General features: G+C 40.3%; 15 protein-coding genes and 1 pseudogene. 9 read left to right on the top strand and 7 right to left on the bottom strand.

What is annotated here, in order from left to right; translation table 11 throughout:
- Positions 1-586: 586 nt before the first annotated feature.
- Positions 587-1,069: a hypothetical protein gene (locus tag VB733_RS19300; RefSeq protein WP_323341685.1), complete on the top strand. Its 483-nt coding sequence runs from the start codon at positions 587-589 to the stop codon at positions 1,067-1,069.
- Between the two features lie 221 nt (positions 1,070-1,290).
- Here VB733_RS19300 and VB733_RS19305 read toward each other — a convergent pair whose 3' ends face one another.
- Positions 1,291-2,532, bottom strand: coding sequence for a CCA tRNA nucleotidyltransferase (locus VB733_RS19305; RefSeq protein ID WP_323341686.1), 1,242 nt, complete (start codon positions 2,530-2,532; stop codon positions 1,291-1,293).
- Positions 2,533-2,634: 102 nt separating this feature from the next.
- Between VB733_RS19305 and VB733_RS19310 the strand changes: the two genes are divergently transcribed.
- A complete protein-coding gene (locus VB733_RS19310; protein WP_096610090.1) occupies positions 2,635-2,883 on the top strand; it encodes a Ycf34 family protein in 249 nt (82 codons plus the stop codon).
- Positions 2,884-3,216: 333 nt separating this feature from the next.
- Here VB733_RS19310 and VB733_RS19315 read toward each other — a convergent pair whose 3' ends face one another.
- Complete coding sequence (locus tag VB733_RS19315) at positions 3,217-3,396, bottom strand: hypothetical protein (RefSeq protein WP_096610086.1); 180 nt, start codon at positions 3,394-3,396, stop codon at positions 3,217-3,219.
- A gap of 484 nt (positions 3,397-3,880) precedes the next feature.
- Here VB733_RS19315 and uvrC point away from each other — a divergent pair, with 484 nt between their 5' ends.
- The 3 genes from uvrC to VB733_RS19330 all read left to right on the top strand — a co-directional run bounded on the left by uvrC (position 3,881) and on the right by VB733_RS19330 (position 9,328).
- Positions 3,881-5,758 (top strand): excinuclease ABC subunit UvrC, encoded by a 1,878-nt coding sequence (uvrC, locus tag VB733_RS19320; RefSeq protein WP_323341687.1) that lies wholly within the window; start codon positions 3,881-3,883, stop codon positions 5,756-5,758.
- 1,063 nt (positions 5,759-6,821) lie between these two features.
- Entirely contained in the window at positions 6,822-7,007 is a 186-nt protein-coding gene (locus VB733_RS19325) for a replication restart DNA helicase PriA (RefSeq protein WP_323341688.1), read from the top strand.
- 689 nt (positions 7,008-7,696) lie between these two features.
- On the top strand, positions 7,697-9,328 hold the full coding sequence (locus VB733_RS19330) for a mechanosensitive ion channel (protein ID WP_323341689.1): 1,632 nt from the start codon (positions 7,697-7,699) through the stop codon (positions 9,326-9,328).
- Positions 9,329-9,464: 136 nt separating this feature from the next.
- Here VB733_RS19330 and VB733_RS19335 read toward each other — a convergent pair whose 3' ends face one another.
- From VB733_RS19335 to VB733_RS19345, 3 genes are all read right to left on the bottom strand, one after another.
- The gene (locus VB733_RS19335; RefSeq protein WP_323341690.1) at positions 9,465-9,614 is read right to left on the bottom strand and encodes a hypothetical protein; all 150 of its coding nucleotides are present in this window, start codon (positions 9,612-9,614) and stop codon (positions 9,465-9,467) included.
- On the bottom strand, positions 9,611-11,080 hold the full coding sequence (locus tag VB733_RS19340) for a GTP-binding protein (protein WP_323341691.1): 1,470 nt from the start codon (positions 11,078-11,080) through the stop codon (positions 9,611-9,613). Before VB733_RS19340 ends, VB733_RS19335 begins: the two co-directional genes overlap by 4 nt.
- A gap of 436 nt (positions 11,081-11,516) precedes the next feature.
- A complete protein-coding gene (locus VB733_RS19345) occupies positions 11,517-11,924 on the bottom strand; it encodes a Fur family transcriptional regulator (protein ID WP_096610074.1) in 408 nt (135 codons plus the stop codon).
- 397 nt (positions 11,925-12,321) lie between these two features.
- Here VB733_RS19345 and purS point away from each other — a divergent pair, with 397 nt between their 5' ends.
- From purS to VB733_RS19360, 3 genes and pseudogenes are all read left to right on the top strand, one after another.
- Positions 12,322-12,600 (top strand): phosphoribosylformylglycinamidine synthase subunit PurS, encoded by a 279-nt coding sequence (purS, locus tag VB733_RS19350; protein WP_323341692.1) that lies wholly within the window; start codon positions 12,322-12,324, stop codon positions 12,598-12,600.
- A gap of 122 nt (positions 12,601-12,722) precedes the next feature.
- Complete coding sequence (purQ, locus tag VB733_RS19355) at positions 12,723-13,397, top strand: phosphoribosylformylglycinamidine synthase subunit PurQ (protein WP_323341693.1); 675 nt, start codon at positions 12,723-12,725, stop codon at positions 13,395-13,397.
- A 349-nt stretch (positions 13,398-13,746) separates the two neighbouring features.
- Positions 13,747-13,842 (top strand): annotated as a pseudogene (locus VB733_RS19360) (SUMF1/EgtB/PvdO family nonheme iron enzyme); the annotation flags it as partial.
- 293 nt (positions 13,843-14,135) lie between these two features.
- On the opposite strand, the gene VB733_RS19370 reads toward VB733_RS19360, so the two are convergent.
- Positions 14,136-16,316: a DEAD/DEAH box helicase gene (locus tag VB733_RS19370; RefSeq protein WP_323341695.1), complete on the bottom strand. Its 2,181-nt coding sequence runs from the start codon at positions 16,314-16,316 to the stop codon at positions 14,136-14,138.
- 496 nt (positions 16,317-16,812) lie between these two features.
- Here VB733_RS19370 and VB733_RS19375 point away from each other — a divergent pair, with 496 nt between their 5' ends.
- Positions 16,813-17,388, top strand: coding sequence for a hypothetical protein (locus tag VB733_RS19375; RefSeq protein WP_323341696.1), 576 nt, complete (start codon positions 16,813-16,815; stop codon positions 17,386-17,388).
- Positions 17,389-17,663: 275 nt separating this feature from the next.
- Here VB733_RS19375 and pgmB read toward each other — a convergent pair whose 3' ends face one another.
- On the bottom strand, positions 17,664-20,579 hold the full coding sequence (gene pgmB / locus VB733_RS19380) for a beta-phosphoglucomutase (RefSeq protein ID WP_323341697.1): 2,916 nt from the start codon (positions 20,577-20,579) through the stop codon (positions 17,664-17,666).
- Positions 20,580-20,797: the final 218 nt, after the last annotated feature.

Genomic DNA, 20,797 nt, shown 5'->3' on the forward strand with positions numbered 1-20,797 from the left:
CTACTCGACTTAAACCACGCCCAACCAAATCAGTATACCTAATATTATTATAAACAAATTATAATATCAGTTTTTGATTAATGAAGACCCATTTTGTCAAAAAATATTTAGAATTATTATAGTCATGTGGTTTGATTTATATTGACTTAGTCTACTCTTGTTAAGCTAGGAAGGCGGAATTATTTGTTTTGAGCATTGAGCGTAGTCAAAATGCTCAAAGCCACTACTAGATAAGCATCTGCTTTGCTTTAATTCCACCCAGCGAGCGACATAGTAGTTCCCTTGATAATACGAGCTTTCCAACTCTGACTACTTCTTATCATATTTAATTTGAACTACTTATAAGTAGAAAGGCTTAATTTTTTATAAAATGCATGTTGATGCCAAATAAGCTCTCAACCTTAAAAACCGCATGGGTTACGCTTTGCTAACCCATCCTACATTTAATTTTATCCACCTACTTAGATAATTGTGAAGTCATTCATTTGAGTGTCACCTGTACTTGTAATTCAATTAATCTTTGTCATCAAATCGGTTATATTGCTATATGTAATCATATATTTGGTGAAAAAGAGGACAAATAAGCTTGTTGTGGAATCAGGATTCGATTGAATACGAGATTTTCAAAAAATATGAGCCAGCGCTAATTGCGATTGGTGTTAACTTTGCAAATAATCATATTCAAGATGCGTTAAAAAACTGTAATTATGGACTTGAAGATGCATTGCAAGCAACTATTAGCTACAGTTTTTGGTTGTATGAACAGAAAAAAGAAATTGCACCAAATCAAATATTGTTACGGGCATTAACTGAACAATGGAAACCAAGAGAATGGGATGATAGTTTTTTGCAGATAGAAGGATTAAAGTCACAAGGACAGAAATGGTGGGATGGTGCGGCTAAAATATGGGGTAATGACGTGAGAAACCGATTAGTTGCTGATATCTTTATTGAAGAAGGAAGAGAATATATTAAATTTATGAATGGGAAAGAAATGCTAGTTGAGACTGCATGGAGATGGGGTTGGGAAAGAGTTTTAGAATATGCGACTAATATCATGTCCGGTTGAATACTTATTATTAAGACTGACACGGAGACTTAGAGACGCGGGAACGCGGAGAAATTTTAATTGAAAAGATTAGCCGCACGTGATATCACATAAAACACGATCGCAATTTTGCGTATATTATTGAACAATATAGTTAGTTATCCAGCAAATCGGCAAGCAAATTAACAACACGAAAACATACATCACAAAAAATAAAAGTAGCGAAAATTACTTACTCTCAACTACTTGATCAATTGTCGCGCAAATGCGATCGCTTCTTTCTCTGTAGCAATTTTTCCCTCAACTTGTGCGATCGCAATTTCCGTCAGTAAGTCACCTACTACTGGCGAAGCAGGTATATTCAATGCTAGAATTATCTCCTTCCCACTCAATAATGGGGTGGGATGAGCCACCGGATCATCAGGGTTGAGGTAGCGGGAGATTAAGGGTGCAATCCCCTCTACCAAGGTATCATGAGCTACTGCTAAAATGCTGGTCGTCGGGAATACTAATCCCGCTTCTTGAAATAAAAAATACTGTTCTCGTAAGGGCATCTGTAACCTATTTAACTTCGGGAACAGTTTTAAAGCAGTAGTAACACCTTTAATTTCCGCGCGACTGTAGGTTAATTGGGTAAGTTCTATTTCTGCGGTTTCTGGTTCTGGACTAACTAAACATGCAAGTTTGGCAATCCCCAGCCAATTAGTTTTCACCGTATCACGCACGTATTTATTTAATTCAATCCCCAATTGCTGCCAAGTTTGCGAAAGTTTGACTGCTGCTGCCTCGACTTTTAGCAAATATTCACATCCTGCTGTGGTGACATTTTTAAAAAAGGCTGCCAGTAAACCATCTTCCCAAGCGCGAATTATCCACTGCGTACCTGGGGAATCAACCAGCATATAACCAAGTTCCGTTCTAAACCTTTCGGCGGCAACTTTACATAAAAGCGGCGCTAACTGACGAATCGCAACTTGAGTTTCACCATCTAAATTAAACCCCAATTGTGCAGCTTGACGGTAGCCCCGCATCAGTCGTAACGGGTCATCTTCAAGATTCTTTGACGATACCATCCGTAACAGGCGCTTTTCAATATCATCATAACCCTGCAATGGGTCAATAATTTCCTGTGTGTGAGGATTAAAAGCGATCGCATTTACCGTAAAATCTCTTCTTCTCAAGTCAGTCTCTAAATTATCTCCTTCTTGCTGGGCAATATCAACAGTTGCATTCGGAAATACCACCCGTGCAATTTGCCTTTTTTTATCGAGTAGGACAAACCCAGCTTTGTAATGCGTCGCCAGTTTCTTGGCAGTTTTGACCGCATCTTGAGGCAAAATAAAATCTAAGTCCAAATATTCGCGCTTTCTTCCCAATATCCCATCCCGCACCGCACCACCAACTAAATATACAGGTTGCGGTAATAAGTCCAAATCAAAGGGATAATTCTCAGGGGATAGAGAAGATAAAGCCGATTTATACATCTTAACGATTACATATTTTAATAAAAAAAAGTCAAAAGTTTAGTCACGAAAGCTTTTGTGTACGCTAGATTAACAATACAAGGTTTTGGAGTTGATTCTATTATGTGCGTTTGTGTCAACTGCCACTATGTAGACCGTTGCCTTACCTACCATGCTGTAGAAGGGCAACACCAACAGCCACATTTGACCGAAACACCAGATTTCGATCCAAATGAGCCATCCATCAATGTTAACATCCGTTCACAAGGAGACATCATTGAGATGGAATGGGATGTAGTGGGATGCCTGAGTTTTCAAGAAGAGAAGGGTAAATGGTCTAAGTTGCGTCCGGGTGAGTTAGTACCAACTTAAATCTCAAATAGTATTGATGATATTTTGCAAATGCGGCTACTACTTCTAGGGTAGCCGTGGCTTTTAATGATTATTGATGATTTTTAAGAAGTTTAATTCATCAAATCCAGAATATGACTTCAGTAAAACAATATTCGATGCAATAAGTAGAACAGCGCAAATAAACCATAGACGCGGAGCGGCTTCTCGCAGAGTAGTATATAACGAAAAGTAAAGTTACCTAAAACCCTCTTCCCTTCTGCCCTCTGTCTCCTGCCTTGTCATAACGACAAATTTTAACACCGACCTACTTGTTCGATTTTGAACTACATAATTAGCCCAGTAATTCTAAATTTATTCAGGTTTTTGATTATTAATGTATTCTTCCACGCTTTGACTAAGACCTTGTACCGAACTCCCAATTTGAGAAATTTTACGCTGTGCCTGGGCTAGTAGCAACATTGCTGTTTGTAATTCATTGAGAGTTTCTACCATTGCATCGCGGTATTGGGATTCAAATTCGTTCAAATTCATGACTTTTTCCTTATCTTCAGCTTTATCTCTCACGATACTTATGATAATCAGTGGAGATTAGTAGATATATCCGTTAATTCTCCCAATCAGAATGGTTTTTGCAAATATCCGCACAATTTACGACTTATGCCAGATATTTATTCGATTTTAAGAAGAAAACATAAACGCAAATAGTGATTTGACGAAATTATCAAGAAAAATCATCACTGTAGATGAGATACGATCGCTTAATTCCCACTGAATACGCAGCCTTTAAAATTAGCCATAGTTGTTTACGCTTTATTTATCAAAATTGCGATCGCCTAGTAGACTGAATATGAAGAATTCGATATTGTCGCAGATGCTGATAAGTCAAGAGAGATAGATATTTCTAGATTGCTCGGCTGATTTATCCCCTGATTTTCCTGGTTTGGGATCGTGAATTTTACCCTAAAATAAATATTATGGATATCGGTAGATTTATAGGATTAGCATTATTTAAACTGTGAAAATATCTGCTAACACACTACCACTTGTTAAAGACCCCGATCGCTTGGAAAATCGTCTCGCGGAAATCCCGCCCGAACCAGGGGTTTATTTTATGCGTGATGGTAGCGATCGCATTATCTATATAGGTAAGTCTCGAAAATTGCGATCGCGGGTACGTTCCTATTTTCGCGAATCCCAACGTCTGAGTGAACGGATTGCGACGATGGTGAAGCAAGTCACCGATATTGAATTTATCGTCACCGATACTGAAGTTGAAGCACTGGCATTAGAAGCAAATTTAATTAAACAGCACCAACCCTATTTTAATGTCCTGCTCAAAGACGATAAAAAGTATCCCTATGTTTGTATCACATGGTCGGAAGATTATCCCCGCATTTTTATTACTCGCAAACGCCAATTAGGTAAACCCAAAGATAAATATTACGGTCCCTATACAGATTCCCACTTGCTGCGGGAAATTTTACGCATTTGCAAACGGATTTTTCCCCTGCGTCAACGCCCCCAACCCCTATTTAAAGACCGTCCCTGTTTAAATTACGATTTAGGGAGATGTCCCGGTGTCTGTCAAAAACTCGTAACCCCGGAAGAATACCGCAAAATTGTCCAAAAGGTGGCGATGGTATTCCAAGGCAGAATCCAGGAGCTTGTGGATATTCTCAGTGATTCCATGCAAGCCCAAGCAGAAGCACTCAATTTTGAAGCTGCGGCTCGATATCGTGACCAAATTCACGGCTTAAAGTCCCTGAATGCCGACCAAAAAGTCTCCCTACCCGATGATACTGTTTCCCGTGATGCGATCGCCTTAGCAAAAGACGAAAATCACGCTTGTATTCAATTATTTCAGATTCGCGCTGGTCAATTAGTTGGTCGTCTCGCCTTTGTTGCCGATGCCCATGCCGAACCCGGTGCGATTCTCCAACGGGTACTAGAGGAACATTACCAAACCGCCGATGATGTGGAAATTCCTGCGGAAATTTTAGTCCAACATGAGTCACCTCATAGCGATATATTGGCGGCAGCTTTGACGCAACGCAAAGGTCGAAAAGTGACGATTGTTGCCCCCCAGCGTCAACTCAAAGCTGAATTAATTGAGATGGTGGAACGTAATGCCCAGTATGAATTACAACGGATGCAAAAATTTGGCGATCGTAATCACGCAGCCATACAAGATTTAGCAACTATACTCGATTTAGAAGAATTACCGCACCGCATCGAAGGTTACGACATTTCCCACATCCAAGGTTCTAACGCAGTCGCTTCCCAGGTGGTGTTTGTCGATGGCATCCCCGCAAAACAACATTACCGTCATTACAAAATTAAAAATCCCACCGTCACCATTGGACATTCGGATGATTTTGCTTCTTTAGCAGAAGTTATCCAAAGAAGATTTCGCAAGTTTATTGAGGAACCAGATTTACAACGCCAGGGAAATCCTGATTTTCCCGATTTAGTAATGATAGATGGGGGCAAAGGACAGCTTTCCTCAGTTGTGGCTGTACTCCAAGAAATGAATTTACTGGAGGATGTCCGCGTTTGTAGTTTGGCAAAAAAACGCGAAGAAATTTTCCTCCCAGGGGAATCTTTACCTTTAGAAACAGACTCCGAACAACCTGGAGTACAACTTTTACGCCGCTTACGTGATGAAGCCCATAGATTTGCCGTCTCTTTCCATCGTCAACAACGTAGTGATAAACTCAAGCGATCGCGTTTAGATGACATTCCTGGATTAGGACAGCATCGACAAAAACAACTTTTAGCTCATTTCCGCTCAGTTGACTATATTCGGCAAGCGACACCCGCACAACTAGCTGAAGTCCCTGGAATCGGTTCGCGTTTAGCTCAAGAAATTTACGACTACTTTCATCCCTCTTGAATGCTGCTTTTTAGATAATTATTAAAGAATTATTAAATAAAATATTAAATAAATATTAACTAAAATCGAGTCTGGTAAGTCAGTTATTATTAGTTTTCTTCACGTCCCTTTATCTTCCCATTTCCGCGTCAGTTTTGTCGTTGGTATTTAGGCGGACATGATATAACGTCATCACCAAGGTAATTAGAAAAACCTTAAATACTTGTGAGCAAAAGTTCGTTTCTGACTGAACACTAAAACTCTCAACTTTAAAGCTTTAAATAAGCTTTCAAAATATTCAAAAGAAATGATGGGCAATTGAGAATTGGACAACTCCAATATCAATCACCCATTACCGATTACCCATTACCCATTACCAAGAACTAGATTAGCAAATTTAGTCATTATTGTTAACGTCTAACATTGGAAATTTTGATTAATTTTTTTACTCCCATTCAACCTAGATTTTTATAGTCAGCAAATATTAAAAAAAACTTAAATTTCTTCACTTTATCCAGCTTTATATACTGCTGTATTAAATATTTTGAGAAAAAGTTCGACAAATGGTAAAAATAGCTACAAAATAATAGTCTTGTATTTAAATAAACTAGCTAGATATTTAGCACTAAATAATTTCTGTTGATAACAGCAAACTATTCAGTCTCAACATTTACGTTATAGGGATCACAAATTTTCTAAGTAGAATATCAGTACAAAAAGTAAATTTATATCTAAAGTTATATGGTCAATTAGTCAAAATGTTAGCATAATGAGATAGGGTGTTGAGAAGTTTTGTAATTAATGCAAATTTTGCATTTTGTTTAGTTATGTAAAGAAAACAATAGATTAGCGTACTGTGAAATATTCGGTAAGAAATTTAGGCTAGAGCAGAGGATTGTAAATCATCCTCAGTAAATTCACCAATTTCCCTAAAATCCCAATTTAGTTATCGGGGAATTCAAAATTCCTCAGATTTTTGTCTCAAATTAAAAGCAATTTGTGTAAACAGTCTAAAAATTAGATTTTTAGTTCTAGATTTTTAGTCCCGCCAAGCAGAAAAAATGTTAATCTCAGGGGTGTTAAAATGCAGACAATCCAAAAAGTTCGCTGTCCTAATTGTGGTAGCGAAGGGGAAAGACACTATATTACTCATAGCCAATTGACGAGAACCCAATGTCCTGTGTGTGATTATTTAATGGTTAGTTGCACTCGCACAGGAAAAGTGATTGAGGCTTATGCTCCGGGAATTACTGTCAGAAGCACTAATTGAATTAACAGTAATAGTAAGAGAGTATTGATAAAGTAAATATTAGGCGTTTACTTGATACTTACCTCTAAGTAGATGCTTGTGAGTGTCTATATTCAGTATTGAAGAGCCAAAATATCCGATTATTGGGGTGTGCCAGTTTGCAAAAACCTCTCTCTACTCGCATCCCTAATAATATCTCTATAATTTCTCTCGGAAGTGAAAAAAGATTAATCTCTGATTAAGAAATAAATCATAATTTATTGACGATATAACTAAAAAGTTGTTCTGTTGGATAAATCTAAAATCTAAAACCTAAATAAAATAATTTAACGAATATAAATCTTGATGAAATCGGATAGGCAGAGATTACTAATCGAGATTAAGTATTTTGGAAACTTTTTTAACATTAAATAACATTAAAAACCTGAAATCGTGATTATTACAAGGAAAAATGGTATATCTTATCACAAAACAATCAGTAATAAACTCATGATTTTTGTTTTTGAGATGTTTTGGGACTAAAAAGAAATAAATTGTAAATAAAAAAATAAAAAGTAGTTTCGTAATCAAGAAACTGTAGTATTTTACTGGTAAATTACTATGCGAAACACTAAAACACTGAATCGAGGTGCTGGTTTGTTTCGGCAGTTGGTACCAGAATATTTCCTGTGTTTTTAGTGAATAACACAGAACTTTAATATCGGAAAACCATGAATACAACTTGGCAACAGATAAACCAAGTAATAGACTTTGGTTTTTGGATGGGGAGTCAGCAACTTTTGGCACAGTCGCCAAATTTGCCAGTGAATCAGCCTATTGATTACGTACAAGGAACGCTTCAACAGGTGGTTCAGTTCCTACCGAAACTATTTGGAGCTGTCTTAATTCTGATCGTTGGTTGGGTAATTGCGTTGATTGCAGCTGCAATTGTGCGGGGAATACTGAACCGGACAAAGCTCGATAATCGCATTGCCAGCAGCGTTGCAGGTGGTAGAGATGTACCTCAAATTGAGAATATTATCTCTAGCTTGGTATTTTGGGGTGTGCTGCTAATAGCCATAGTGGCAGTGCTGGATACTCTAGAATTACGGGTGGCATCACAGCCACTTAATACTTTCCTCAACCAAATTGGTGAATTTTTACCGAAGTTAGTTGGTGCAGGAATATTATTAGCTGTTGCTTGGGCGATCGCAACTCTCGTAAGACTGATTACGGTGCGCGCACTGGATGCATTACGGATTGACGAGCGGTTGAACCCGCCTAGCGATGACGGTACAAGCTTGAATCAACTGTCATTATCGGAAACAGTAGGTAATGCCCTTTACTGGTTTATTTTCCTACTGTTTTTGGTTCCAGTTCTCGATACTTTAGGACTGCGACAAGCTTTATTGCCATTACAAACCTTAATTACGGAGATTTTGTCAATTCTGCCGAATATTTTGGCAGCAATATTGATTGGTGTAGTTGGTTGGTTTGTTGCCAATATTGTGCGTCGGATTGTCACCAATTTACTGGCGACGACTGGTGTAGATCATTTGGGCAGTAGATTTGGTTTCAGTGGTGTATCGGGAATGCAGTCGCTATCAAACATTATTGGTACGATTGTATATGTCTTGATTCTGATTCCCATTGGCATTGCCGCATTGAATGCACTGCAAATCCAGGCAATTTCCGTGCCTGCGATCGCAATGTTGCAACAGATACTCAATGCTTTGCCATTAATCTTTACTGCGGCGGCAATTTTGATTCTCGCCTACTTCTTAGGAAGGTTTGTAGCCGATTTAGTCACCAGTATTCTTACTAGTATTGGTTTCAACAATATCTTCAACATCATTGGATTACCTTCCTTAAGTCGTCCTGCACCTGCTAACAGCAGCACAGAACCAATCCTACCTGTACGTACTCCTTCGGAAATTGCGGGGATTATTGTTTTAGTTGGTATCATGCTGTTTGCAACTGTTGCCGCAGTCGATATCTTGAGAATTCCGGCTTTAACGGCGTTAGTAAATGGCATCCTGATTGTTTTAGCTCGAATTTTGGCAGGATTAATTATCTTTGCCATTGGTTTGTTCTTTGCAAATCTCGCGTTTAGCATTATTACCAGTTCTGGTAATGCCCAAGCTCGGATTTTAGGACAAGTTGCCCGCATATCTATCGTCACCTTAGTATCCGCAATGGCACTACAACAAATTGGCGTTGCACCGGATATCGTTAACCTCGCTTTCGGTTTATTATTAGGTGCGATCGCAGTGGCAATTGCCCTGGCTTTTGGTTTAGGTGGACGTGATATCGCTCGCAACCAAGTTCAAGAATGGCTGGACTCGTTTAAGAGTAAAAATTAAATTATCAAAAGTGTGTAGTGTTAGAGTTCAGTATTTTTTTTATTGGCAAATGGGGATGGGCAGAGGGGGAGACACGGAGAGGGGGAGATACGGAGAGGGGGAGACACGGAGAGGGGAAGACACGGAGAGGGGGAGATTAATAAAAGAAACCTCTTTCTTTTTTGTCCCCACATCCCCGCGTCCCCGCGTCCCCGCGTCCCCACATCCCCGCGTCCCCGCGTCCCCACATCCCCGCGTCCCCGCGTCCCCACATCCCCGCGTCCCCGCGTCCCCTTCCACACCTCACATTCTTCTCCTCACACCCTTCACCTTAATTTCTAATTCTTCCTTAATGCGGTTAAGGATTGACTCTTCATCCAGATTTGCCAAAATGCGATTGACAACAACTTTTGGGGCATCGTCTCCCCAAGTTGCACCATTGGCTAAATATGCTTTGGTGACATTACCAATCCCATAGGTGGAGACTCCCGCCACACTCGCCTGTGTCACTGCTACTGTTGCATAGGCTCCTAGGGAAATCCCACCTGTTGCTGGTGCCGAAATACCAAGTAATGTTTTTAACGAACTTAGCCCTAGATTTGCGAGTAATTCGCTAGCACTAATACCACCCATACTCAAGGCAATTTTTTGGAGTAGCTTTACTGCACCAGTTTCACTCATTTGAATGCCATAAAGCCGGGAAAGACCAAGAATCACAACAATGTCAATTACAGCACCACTCAAAATATCAACTACTGTAATTGGATTCAGAGCGATCGCCACAGCTTTTGTCATTGTTGCTCGCCAAATTAATTGATTTGCTGCACTTTCCCGGATAACTAACTTACGTTCTACCAATTGTTCGTTAACGGTATCAGCATAAATCATCGTATTCAAAGCAACTAAAGCTTTGCCCTCACGCTGCAAAATCTCTAATATTTTCAATTTTAAATTATCAATTTGAGAAGGACGCGATCGCACTTGTACCTGTCTTGTACCATCTGCATTTTGCACCATTGTCCGCACCATTGGCGAAGCCGCAGACATAACAATTTCATCGGGTGATAATAATTCTCGCACCCTTTCATCGCGAATTTTTTGGTAAATCGCCATCCGGTCTGTTTCCGGGTATTGGTCAACTTTATTAAATACCAATAATATTGGTTTGCCTGCTTCCCGTAACAAAGAGAGGGCTTCATGTTCCAACTTTGTCATATCCCCAGAAATCACAAACAAGATTAAATCAGCTTGCTTCGCGATTTGCTGCGCTAAGTTGGCACGGGTTTCGCCATTAACTTCATCCAATCCCGGCGTATCAATCAATTCTACCTGGGATTGACCACTCCCTTGCAATCTTACCCGCAAAGCGCGATCGCTTCCTCCTACACTTTCCTCGCTAATACTCCAATTTACACTTTGTGCGGAACGAGTCACCCCATGTAACGGTCCTGTTTCAAATACATTTTGACCGACTAAGGCATTTAATAACGAAGATTTTCCCCTCCCCACCATCCCAAAGGCGGCAATTTGTACTACCATGCGGTCTAATTTTGCCAACATGGTTTCCAAGTCATTGATTTCGGTTTCGAGTCCTTGCTGTTCTTGGGGCGTTAAATCGAGTTTTGCCACTAAATTACGTAGTGCTGTTTGGGCTTGTCGGTAATTTAATTCAGTTTGAATTTCCTCAAAGCTGAAAATAGCCCGATCCATTTCTTCTTCCCATTGGGAAGCCTGGGTGTTTGGTTTACTTTCCTCCGGTAAAGTTGAGGTCATAGGGATTTTGGATGTGAGATTGTTAATTAGGTAGCCTTCTTCAATAGTAGTAATTTTTGGATAGGAGACCATTTATTAAGTAAATATTCAGCATAGTCGCACAGGGAGAAACCCAGCGTTCATCAAAAAGTCAGATGATGCTCAATACTTCAATCCAAGCAACCCGGTTTCTTTGTTTTCAGGTTTAGTTAATCAATAATCTCTAATAATATTTTTGGATGCGATCGCTGATTGCTTTATGGGCACAGTAATACCTACCATGCCCACATAGTGCCCACATCGGATTATCAACAGTAAGCAACGTCAAAACCGAGAATTGAAGGGAGTGGGAAGCACACATGATGAGAAGGGCAAGCATCAAGGGTAGAAACTTTTGCTGATTCTAGGCTCAATGCTTACGCTTTGCAAGTATACTTTCGATTCCCAATTGCAATTATCATGAATGACTCACTTCCGGAGTATGTGCTAATTGACACTGACTGCACAATCCAAAAAATTCCAGAGTATGGTAAAAAATTCTGAACTTGTGAGTATCTTGCAATTCGATTTCAAGAGCATGTGCTGGACATTGATTAATGGGTATTGAAGTACCACATTGCAGACAAGTTAAATGATGTTTGTCTTGTTGTGCCAAGCTATAAAGTGCTTCTCCGTTGGCAAGGGTTCGCATTTGCACCAAGCCTTCTAGCTTTAAAGCTTCCAGAGAGCGGTAAACAGTTGCTAAACCCATGCTCTGATTTCTGTTACGTAACTCTACGTAAATATCCTGAGCAGAGATGCCTTGTTTTGTTGTTTTGAGCAGGTTTAAAATCCGCTCCTGACTACGCGTGCGAACAGCTTTCATGAGACTTTGCGTACCAATAGTATCGTCGATCTTTGATGTTTATCCAGCTCTAGCTTAACTCTAATGTTTCTGTAATTTTAAAAACCTATAGGATTATTAAAATCAAGTTCATAATTTTTCATGATGTTACATCAATTGTCAAGAGAGCCAAATTGTGATAAATGCTACTATACAAGCAATTGAGCGTTTTTCACTTCTCTGTGGATAAAATATTGGTAAATTTTGTTTCTTCATACAACCCAACTCCAAGATTATCTTTATTGGATATATTTTGATGATGGTTTTGATGATATTTTTGAATCTGCTGGGAAATCTATTTTGGAAATGATGAAGCGATTTTCATCTACCGACTCCAGTAAAGAGATAGTATGAGCGTAGCAGTATTCAATTCAAGCCAGTGCTAAGAAAGTATCAAGCCAAAATATTTGTCACCCTTCGTCCATCTGTCTTAGACCCGGCAGGGACTGCGGTACAATCGGGACTAAAGCAGTTAGGTTACAGCAACGTTGAATCTTGTCGGATTGGTAAATATATTGAATTAACCCTCATTTCCCCAGATGAAAAAGGCGCACGCCGTGACTTAGAGGTAATGTGCGATCAAATGTTAGCAAATCCCGTAATTGAAAATTACCGTTTTGATTTGATTGAAGTCGAATCGCAGACGGGTGTTTTTTAGCTAGGGGAACATGCGGAGACAGGGAAACGGGAACAAGACAAGGATGTCTTCATAATTTCCCCCTCTGCTTGTCTTCTCCACTACCCATTGCCAAATATTAATTCACCAATAATCAATAACCGATGAAATTTGGGATTGTAGTTTTTCCAGGTTCTAATTGCGATCGCGATGTAGCTTATGTAACTCGTGATATTCTCAAACAACCAACTCGCATGGTTTGGCATCAAGATACGGATATTTCCGACTTGGATGTCATCATTATTCCCGGTGGTTTTAGCTATGGTGATTATCTCAGATGTGGTGCGATCGCGCGATTTTCTCCGGTAATGCAGCAGGTGACTAATCATGCTAACCAAGGTAAACCCGTCTTAGGTATTTGTAATGGTTTCCAAGTGCTAACTGAAGCTGGACTTTTACCTGGCGCTTTGACACGCAACCAGCATTTACATTTTATTTGCGATCGCGCTCCTCTCACTGTGGAAAATAATACTTTGATCTGGACGCAAGGATATAGCCAAGGCGAGATGATTACTTTACCCATCGCCCACGGTGAAGGACGCTTCCAAGCTGATGCAGACACCCTCAAAGCCTTAGAAGATAATGGGCAAATTGTCTTTCGCTACGTAGGCGAAAATCCCAATGGCTCGTTAAATAATATTGCAGGCATTTGCAATGTTACAGGTAATGTGTTGGGAATGATGCCACATCCAGAACGCGCAGCCGATGAAGTCTTAGGTGGTAGCGATGGGTTGAAAATGTTTGCCGGATTGTTGGAGAAAGTTGCAGCAATGGCTTAAGCAAGGTTGCGCCTACGTAATGATGTAAAATTGTAGTTAACCTGAGTTCGGGTTAAGAGTTTTGTTTCCATTTGAATTAAGAAGCCCTGCAATTTGTCGATTGCAAAAATTTTTGTCTTTCTTATTTGGAGGGGGCTTGGGGGACGCAACCGTCCGAAGTTTTGTGGAAGGAAACCTTCCCCACAAACTTCACCCAATAGGGGGTTTGGGGGAGAATCCCCACCGAAGTTTGGGGGAAGAAAATCTCCCCCCCAACTTCTCCCAATTCTTGGTTTTAGCTGTAATAACAGAAAAATATCAGTTGGATTCAAGGAATTGTGCTTAAATTTGAACAAAGTGACATCACAATCACTATCGTCTCCCCGGCGAAGCAGAATGGGAATATGCTTGTCGTGCTGGAACTACAACACCCTTCCACTTTGGCGAAAATAGAATTACCCAAGAAACCATCTTAGAAACCCGGTTTCTCCCCCACGCAAAAGCTCAAATTAGCACGAAAAAACCAAGAAACCGGGTTTCTCTCCCAATGCCAAAACCCCAGTAAACGGTAGCAATTCAAAGTTTGATTCTAACGTAATTCAAAATTATAGCTGTTGAGCATTGACAAAATTGAATCTACGACAAAATAATTTTCGTTTTCCCGAAATATTTATGTTGGGTTACGACACTTTCAGAAAATTGTTTGTTTAGCATCAAAGATTTCTCGTGCGTCTAACCCAACCTACTCAAACTGAGATGTCATAACCACCCTTTAACTAAACTCTTTACCTCATCCAAATCTAAAAAATCATGCACAAACGCTTTTCTTAACAACGGATAGGGAATATATTCATCATACTTTTGAATTTCTGGAGCTTCCGTATCACTCACTAAATGCTCAGGAATAATCCTTTGTTCACATAATGAAATAATCTCACCATACAAACTTTCAAACTTATCTTGCGGTAATCTCACAGTCAGATAATAAGGATTTGCACCGCCAATACTTTTAATCCCCAATGACTCCCGACAAAAGCAATTTAGCAACCTTTCTAAAGTACGAAATGCCACAGTCCCCATCCAAGGAAAAATCACACATTTACCCTTCGGTAGTTTAACAATATAATTTTGATCTAATTCTAAATCCCGCGCTAATTCCCTCACAACCTGCAACCGTTTTAACGCATTTGGCTGCAAATAATTATACTCAATATCCTCCAACAAAACTCGCCGCATTCTCTGCAAAATTTTCGTGTGAATTACGCCACTGCCGCCACGCCAAAAAATACCTGCTTGTCCTTCCACTGGTTTCACATTCACTAATTTTTTGCGAAAATCAACTTCTACAACTTGCCAATTTCTCCCTGCTAAACCAAATTGACTACCCACATTCGGCATCATCGCAATACTACCAATATGATTGACATCATGCTTAACGATGAATTCTAGATTTTCAGGGAAAACAGCATAAAATTGAAAGCGATTAGTAATTTTTGCACCAGCTAAACCTAAAATTAATTTACCTGTATCTGTTTTTTGAATATGGTCTAAATCTATCAAATAATTTAATAATAATTTCAAATCATCTTGGGAAATGTACTTAAATGCAGATAAATTCAACACCTGTTTTGCTAATCCCGCCGGTGAAATTTCTCCCATTGCAGCAAGAATACTCATTGTTTGGTGATATAACAAACTCAACGGGTATTTCACAGGTTTAAAAGGTTCTACCCAACGTTCTTCTACATACAGTTGAATAATCGCGATACTCTGCAACAATTGCCAGTGAATTTGCTCGAATATTGGTGCTTCTGGTAAAGGTTCATCCTCCACACAAACGAAGCGCATATCTGCCGATTTTCCCCGCCTTCCTGTGCGCCCTAATCGTTGTAAGAAACTGGCTACCGACATCGGTGCTTCTAATTGAATCACTCTTTCTAAATTACCAATATCAACTCCAACTTCTAAGGTTAAAGTTGCCGCAGTCACCGCCGGTTGATTTTTTTCCCGCATTGCATTCTCAGCAACTTGGCGTAAACTGGCGGCAATACTGCCATGATGGACATGATAAATATCGGGTTCTCTCTCTGCTGCGGCAATTTGTCGCAATGAAGCAATGATTGACTCTGTTTGTGATTTATTATTGGCAAAAATTAGGCATTTACTGCCCTTACTCAAATTAAATATATATCTATCATAATTACTAAATTCGGAAATCTTTCCAGAGGAGGGATATTGTGCTGTGTAAAAATGTTCTAAAGCTAATTTAATATTCCTTTTCCCAGCTTCAATTTTTGGTGTCATTACTTCTTTATTTGTATCCGATCGCAACCATTCTTCTGCTAGTAAATAGTCGCCTAAAGTCGCAGATAAACCAATCCGACGGTGCTGTTTTCCAGTTATATAAGCAAGTCTTGCCAGTTGACAAAGTATCTGACAACCGCGCTCAGTCCCCATAAAAGCATGAACTTCATCGATAATTACAAATCGCAAATCACCAAATAATCTCACTAAATCATTACTTTTATTAATTAATAAACTTTCTAATGATTCTGGTGTAATTTGCAGGATTCCGCGAGGATTTTTGACAGCTTTATTTTTATGACTTTGAGCCACATCTCCATGCCAAGGAATAACAGGAATGTCAGCTTCTCGTAATAAGTCATTTAGTCGTTCAAATTGGTCATTAATTAAAGCTTTAATGGGACCAATATAAATTGCACCAATACTCTGAGGTTTTTGTTCATATAGCACTGTGACAACTGGCAAAAAAGCTGCTTCTGTTTTTCCCGTAGCAGTCCCCGCAGCAACTAATAAATGAGCATCACTGTCAAAGATAATTTCACATGCAGCATCTTGAACTGGTCGTAATTCTGTCCAATTATTGTTATATATATATTCTTGGATAAATGGAGCCAGCCGCGAAAAAGTTTTACTCATATTAATGTTAGATTCTGTATTTTGGATTCTGGATTGTAGATTTCAGATTTGGCATTTTATATTTTAGAATAACCTCATATAATCTGCGATATCCTCAGAATTAGTTAATCAGAAATCCGATTTTTTGGGTTTTAAACACAAGAAATCTAGCGAAACTACTTAAACCAGCAGTTTAGCAATTATATAAGTAATCTTACAGTGGAATATAGCGATAAAGTAAAGCTATAAAAGCGATACATTCTCATACTCAGTTGCAATCAAAGATAACACCTTTAATTGCGAGAATTGCGGCTCGGAAGGTAGCAATCTCATCAGATTGAAACTACTAAGCTGTGGTGCATTTAATTTGTATATTAGACGCGGGCAAGATGCCCGCACTACAGTAATTGGACGTTTTCGCCTTATACAATTTAGCCGCACATCAGCTTAGAGAACTGAACTGAGTATCAAAATGTTTAAAAACTCATGTTTAAAAACTCATATTTAAGTTATTGAAATGAATTTATCTGAATTTATTTTTCAAGTCTCTAAATTTGTTTCTAAAAACAGATTACAACGAAGAATGATACTGCTGAAAAATGATGATTTTATCGAGATTTTTATCCCTGCATCTGGATTATTTTCACGTTTTACAATTATAAATTTGGTTTTTCTGATTTTTCCAGCATATTTAATTAACCTGTTTATGCTGTCCCTGCCCTATCAAAATGCTAGATTTCTAGCTCCAGTAATTATTTTTAATTTCTTAATCTCTGTAGTCGGAATAGGAATTATTTTATTATCAGAATTTGCCCAGAAACGTTTATCTATAACTCGCAAAAAAATATCTTGGGCTTATGAAATATTCGGATGGAAATTAAAAGACCCTTATCCAGCAGCAATACAAGGAATAATTCGGATCACGAAAACTCAAAATTCATGGAATCGTTATTTTTTAGGAATATCCTCAGGACGTAGATTGTATGAGTTCTCAACTAGTGAATTTTCTCCATTTGCTGTGACTAATCATGAGCTTGATTTAATTGCCAAAGAACTAAGTAATTGGATGGAGTTAACATTATTACAGGAATAGTAGTGCGGGCTTCTAGCCCGCATTTCTCACAAGCCTAGCGATCGCATTTATCATAACCTTTGCCCAGACTATATTTCAGGCGTTTTTGATGGAAATATTTTTTTACAGTATGAAACGCACAAACCCAAGTTTTATAAGGTTTTGAGAAATCCGGCTCTAGCCCGCTTCTTGGAGATTAGGGAGCAAGATGCTCCCGCCGAACAGAATGTGACACGGAAAAATCAGCAGAATACTTCCGTGTCCACAGTTTCTCTATCCTACCCTCTCCCAAAATTTTAATTTTGCAATACTAAACCATTTAAACTGGCTTGTAAGTCACGCCAATTAACACCTGCAAGACTAGGTAAAACTACGGTTGCTTCCCCAACCCGATCAACTGGTCCAAGTCCAACTGCACGCATTCCTGCCGCTAATGCCGCTTCGACTCCAGCACCTGCATCTTCAACTACAATACATTGCCCTGGCTCCAAACCCAGTTCCTTCGCCGCAAATAAAAACAAATCGGGTGCAGGCTTGGGTTGCTGCACACTAAAACCATCTGCGATCGCATCTATATATTCACCAATTCCCAGTTTCTCAACTACGGGACGGGCGTTTTTACTCGCGGAGCCGAGAGCAATTTTTATACCAGCACTGCGTAATTCTTTGAGTAAGTCGAGCGCCCCTGGTAACAAATCATCTGGGGAAATGTTTTCAATTGATTCCACATAATAGCGGTTTTTCCGCTCCATCATTGCTTGCATTTGAGCTTCGCTGTAATGCTTGTCACCAATTATCTTCAGTAAGGACTCACGGCGCGAAACCCCTCGCAATTCCTCATTTGCCTGACGATTAAAAGGTAAACCTTCTTCATCTGCTAATCTTTGCCAAGCTCGATAATGATATTCCGCCGTATCAGTTAATACTCCATCCAAATCAAAAATCACGCCTTTGATGGGTGTTTGCCCTGACGACTCAGACATATTCGTATTTTGTGCTTCCATGGTTTCAGTTTCACCTTTCAAATCAAATTCGTGCCAGTCACCACGCCAATAAAGTTTAAATTGCAAGCGTTTCCAACCTTTGGGCAAATGGGGTGTGGCAACGGGACCATTTTCTGTGAGTTTGATGCCACCAAAACCAAAGACAACAGCTTGCCAAACTCCCCCGGCACTGGCAGCATGTATGCCGTCGTCCGCATTGCCGCGTACATCTTCAATATCAACCATCGCAGCTTGCATGAAGTAGCCGTATGCTTCCTCTGATTTACCTAAATCAGAAGCTAAAATCCCATGAATCGCTGGTCCCAGGGAGGAACCATAGGTAATATCGGTACGCGGGGCATAGTAATTCCAGTTTTTCGCCAACACTTCTAAAGAGTAGGGAAACTCTTCCGATTCCCGCATCAAGTACAACAGCATTAACACATCCGGCTGTTTGAGAACCTGACGTTTGTTGGCAGCTTCGATGCCGAGAATAGACTGCATTGATTTTGTACGCGGTTCGTAGTCGGCAAGATTGATATCTTCGAGTTGAAAAAATCCATCCGCCTGTTCAATCAGTCCTGTTTTCGCGTCGTAGGGTATCCACAGATTGGCGATAATATCTTGCCAGCGCAAACGGCGACTTAGGGTAAGTTGCAGCTTTTCTTCCAGTTCTTTGGCTTTGTCGGGGTACTTTTCCCGTAACCAATCTTGGGTATGAATGGCTTTTTCTAGATGCCACTGTACCATGCGGTTGTTAAAGGCATTGTTATTGGCGAGTTCGTGGTATTCATCGGCACCAATGACACCGCAAATTTCGTAACGTTCGTATTTGGTGTTGTATTCTACCCGACTGCCCCAAAATACCGCCGTGTCGAGAATAATTTCCGCCCCATAGTCCCGCATCCATTCGTCATCACCTGTCACCAGCCAGTAGTACCACATGGCATAGGCAATATCAGCACTAATATGGATTTCGCGATCGCGACACCATATCCGAATATCATCGCCGTAGGGGTCGTTCGGTGGCAACCAACGGGGGGTAACTTCGTCACCTGTATCGGCACTTTCCCAGGAATACATTGCCCCTTTATAGCCGTAGTGGATGGCTTTACGTCTAGCACCCGCGATGGTGTGGTAGCGGTATGTGAGTAGATTTCTAGCTAAGGCTGGCTGGGTATAAATGAACAATGGCAGGATAAAGATTTCTGTATCCCAAAATACATGACCCCGATAGCCAAATCCCGATAGGGTTTTTGCTGGAATACTGACTTTATCGTCGTTTTGGGGTGCGGCAATTAGTAGTTGAAATAAGTTATAGCGAATTGCTAACGCTGCTCGGACATCTCCTTCTACAGCAACATCGCTTTGATCCCAAATTTGCTCCCATGCTTGTTGGTGTTCTTTTAACAGGATGGGATATGGGGGTAATGTCGTCAGTTTTTCTTGGGCTGCTTCCAGAGGATTTTCGACATCGCGGGATGTAAAAATAGTCACCATTTTTTCAACGGTGACAGCTTGCCCCGATGTCCCTTGAAAAGCTGCAATCAGGGTGGGATATCCCGGAGAATTGTTAATTTGTAGGGATGCTTCCGCATCGGTAACTGTTAAGCCAGTGGCGATTCCCAAACTGATCCGCGAACCACGAGTACGGAGATGTAGCCAAGCATTTTGATGATGTTTACCTTGATCGATTAATTCCCAATGGTTAAAGCCTTGGTTTTCTGGATAACCGTTAATACTGGCTTGAACTTCAATTAAGCCACTAAAGTCCACAGGTTTGATTTGACAACGCAGGCAAAGTATGTGGGGGTCTGCCAAACTTGCAAAGCGATCGAATTGCAAGTCTACAGTTTTGCCATTGGGGCTACGCCAGCGAATAAAGCGACTGAGAACAGCTCGCCGTAAATCGAGTTTGCGTTCGTAACCGATAACCTCGCCTCTATCCAAACGGAAGCGATCGCCATCAATACTAACAGTTAGCGGTAGCCAGTCGGGACAGTTTGCCAGTTCTGTATAGACAATGGGAACGTCATCGTAGACACCCTGGAGAAGAGTCGCAGTAGTCGCACGAGGATAACTTTCTTCAAAAGTGCCTCGCGTTCCTAAATAACCGTTTCCAATCGTGAATACTGTTTCGCGTTGGTGAATCTTTTCGGGGTCGAATCGGGTTTCAATTAACGACCAGTCAGTATAAATAAAATCAAGATTAAGATTTTTTGCATCCATCAGCACTGCTTCCTTATTAATACGGGGAATCGGGCATGGGCAATAGGGTTGAGGGACGCGACGCGAGGATGTGGGGATGCGAGGATGTGGGGACGCGGGGACGAGGGGACGCGGGGACGCGGGGACGAGGATATATATGGAAGATTATAAAATTTTATTTTTCTCCCCCTCTCCCTATCTCCCCCTCCTCTCCCTATCTCCCCCTCTCCGTGTCTCCC

Source organism: Calothrix sp. UHCC 0171, from assembly GCF_034931845.1.
Taxonomy (GTDB): domain Bacteria; phylum Cyanobacteriota; class Cyanobacteriia; order Cyanobacteriales; family Nostocaceae; genus Brunnivagina.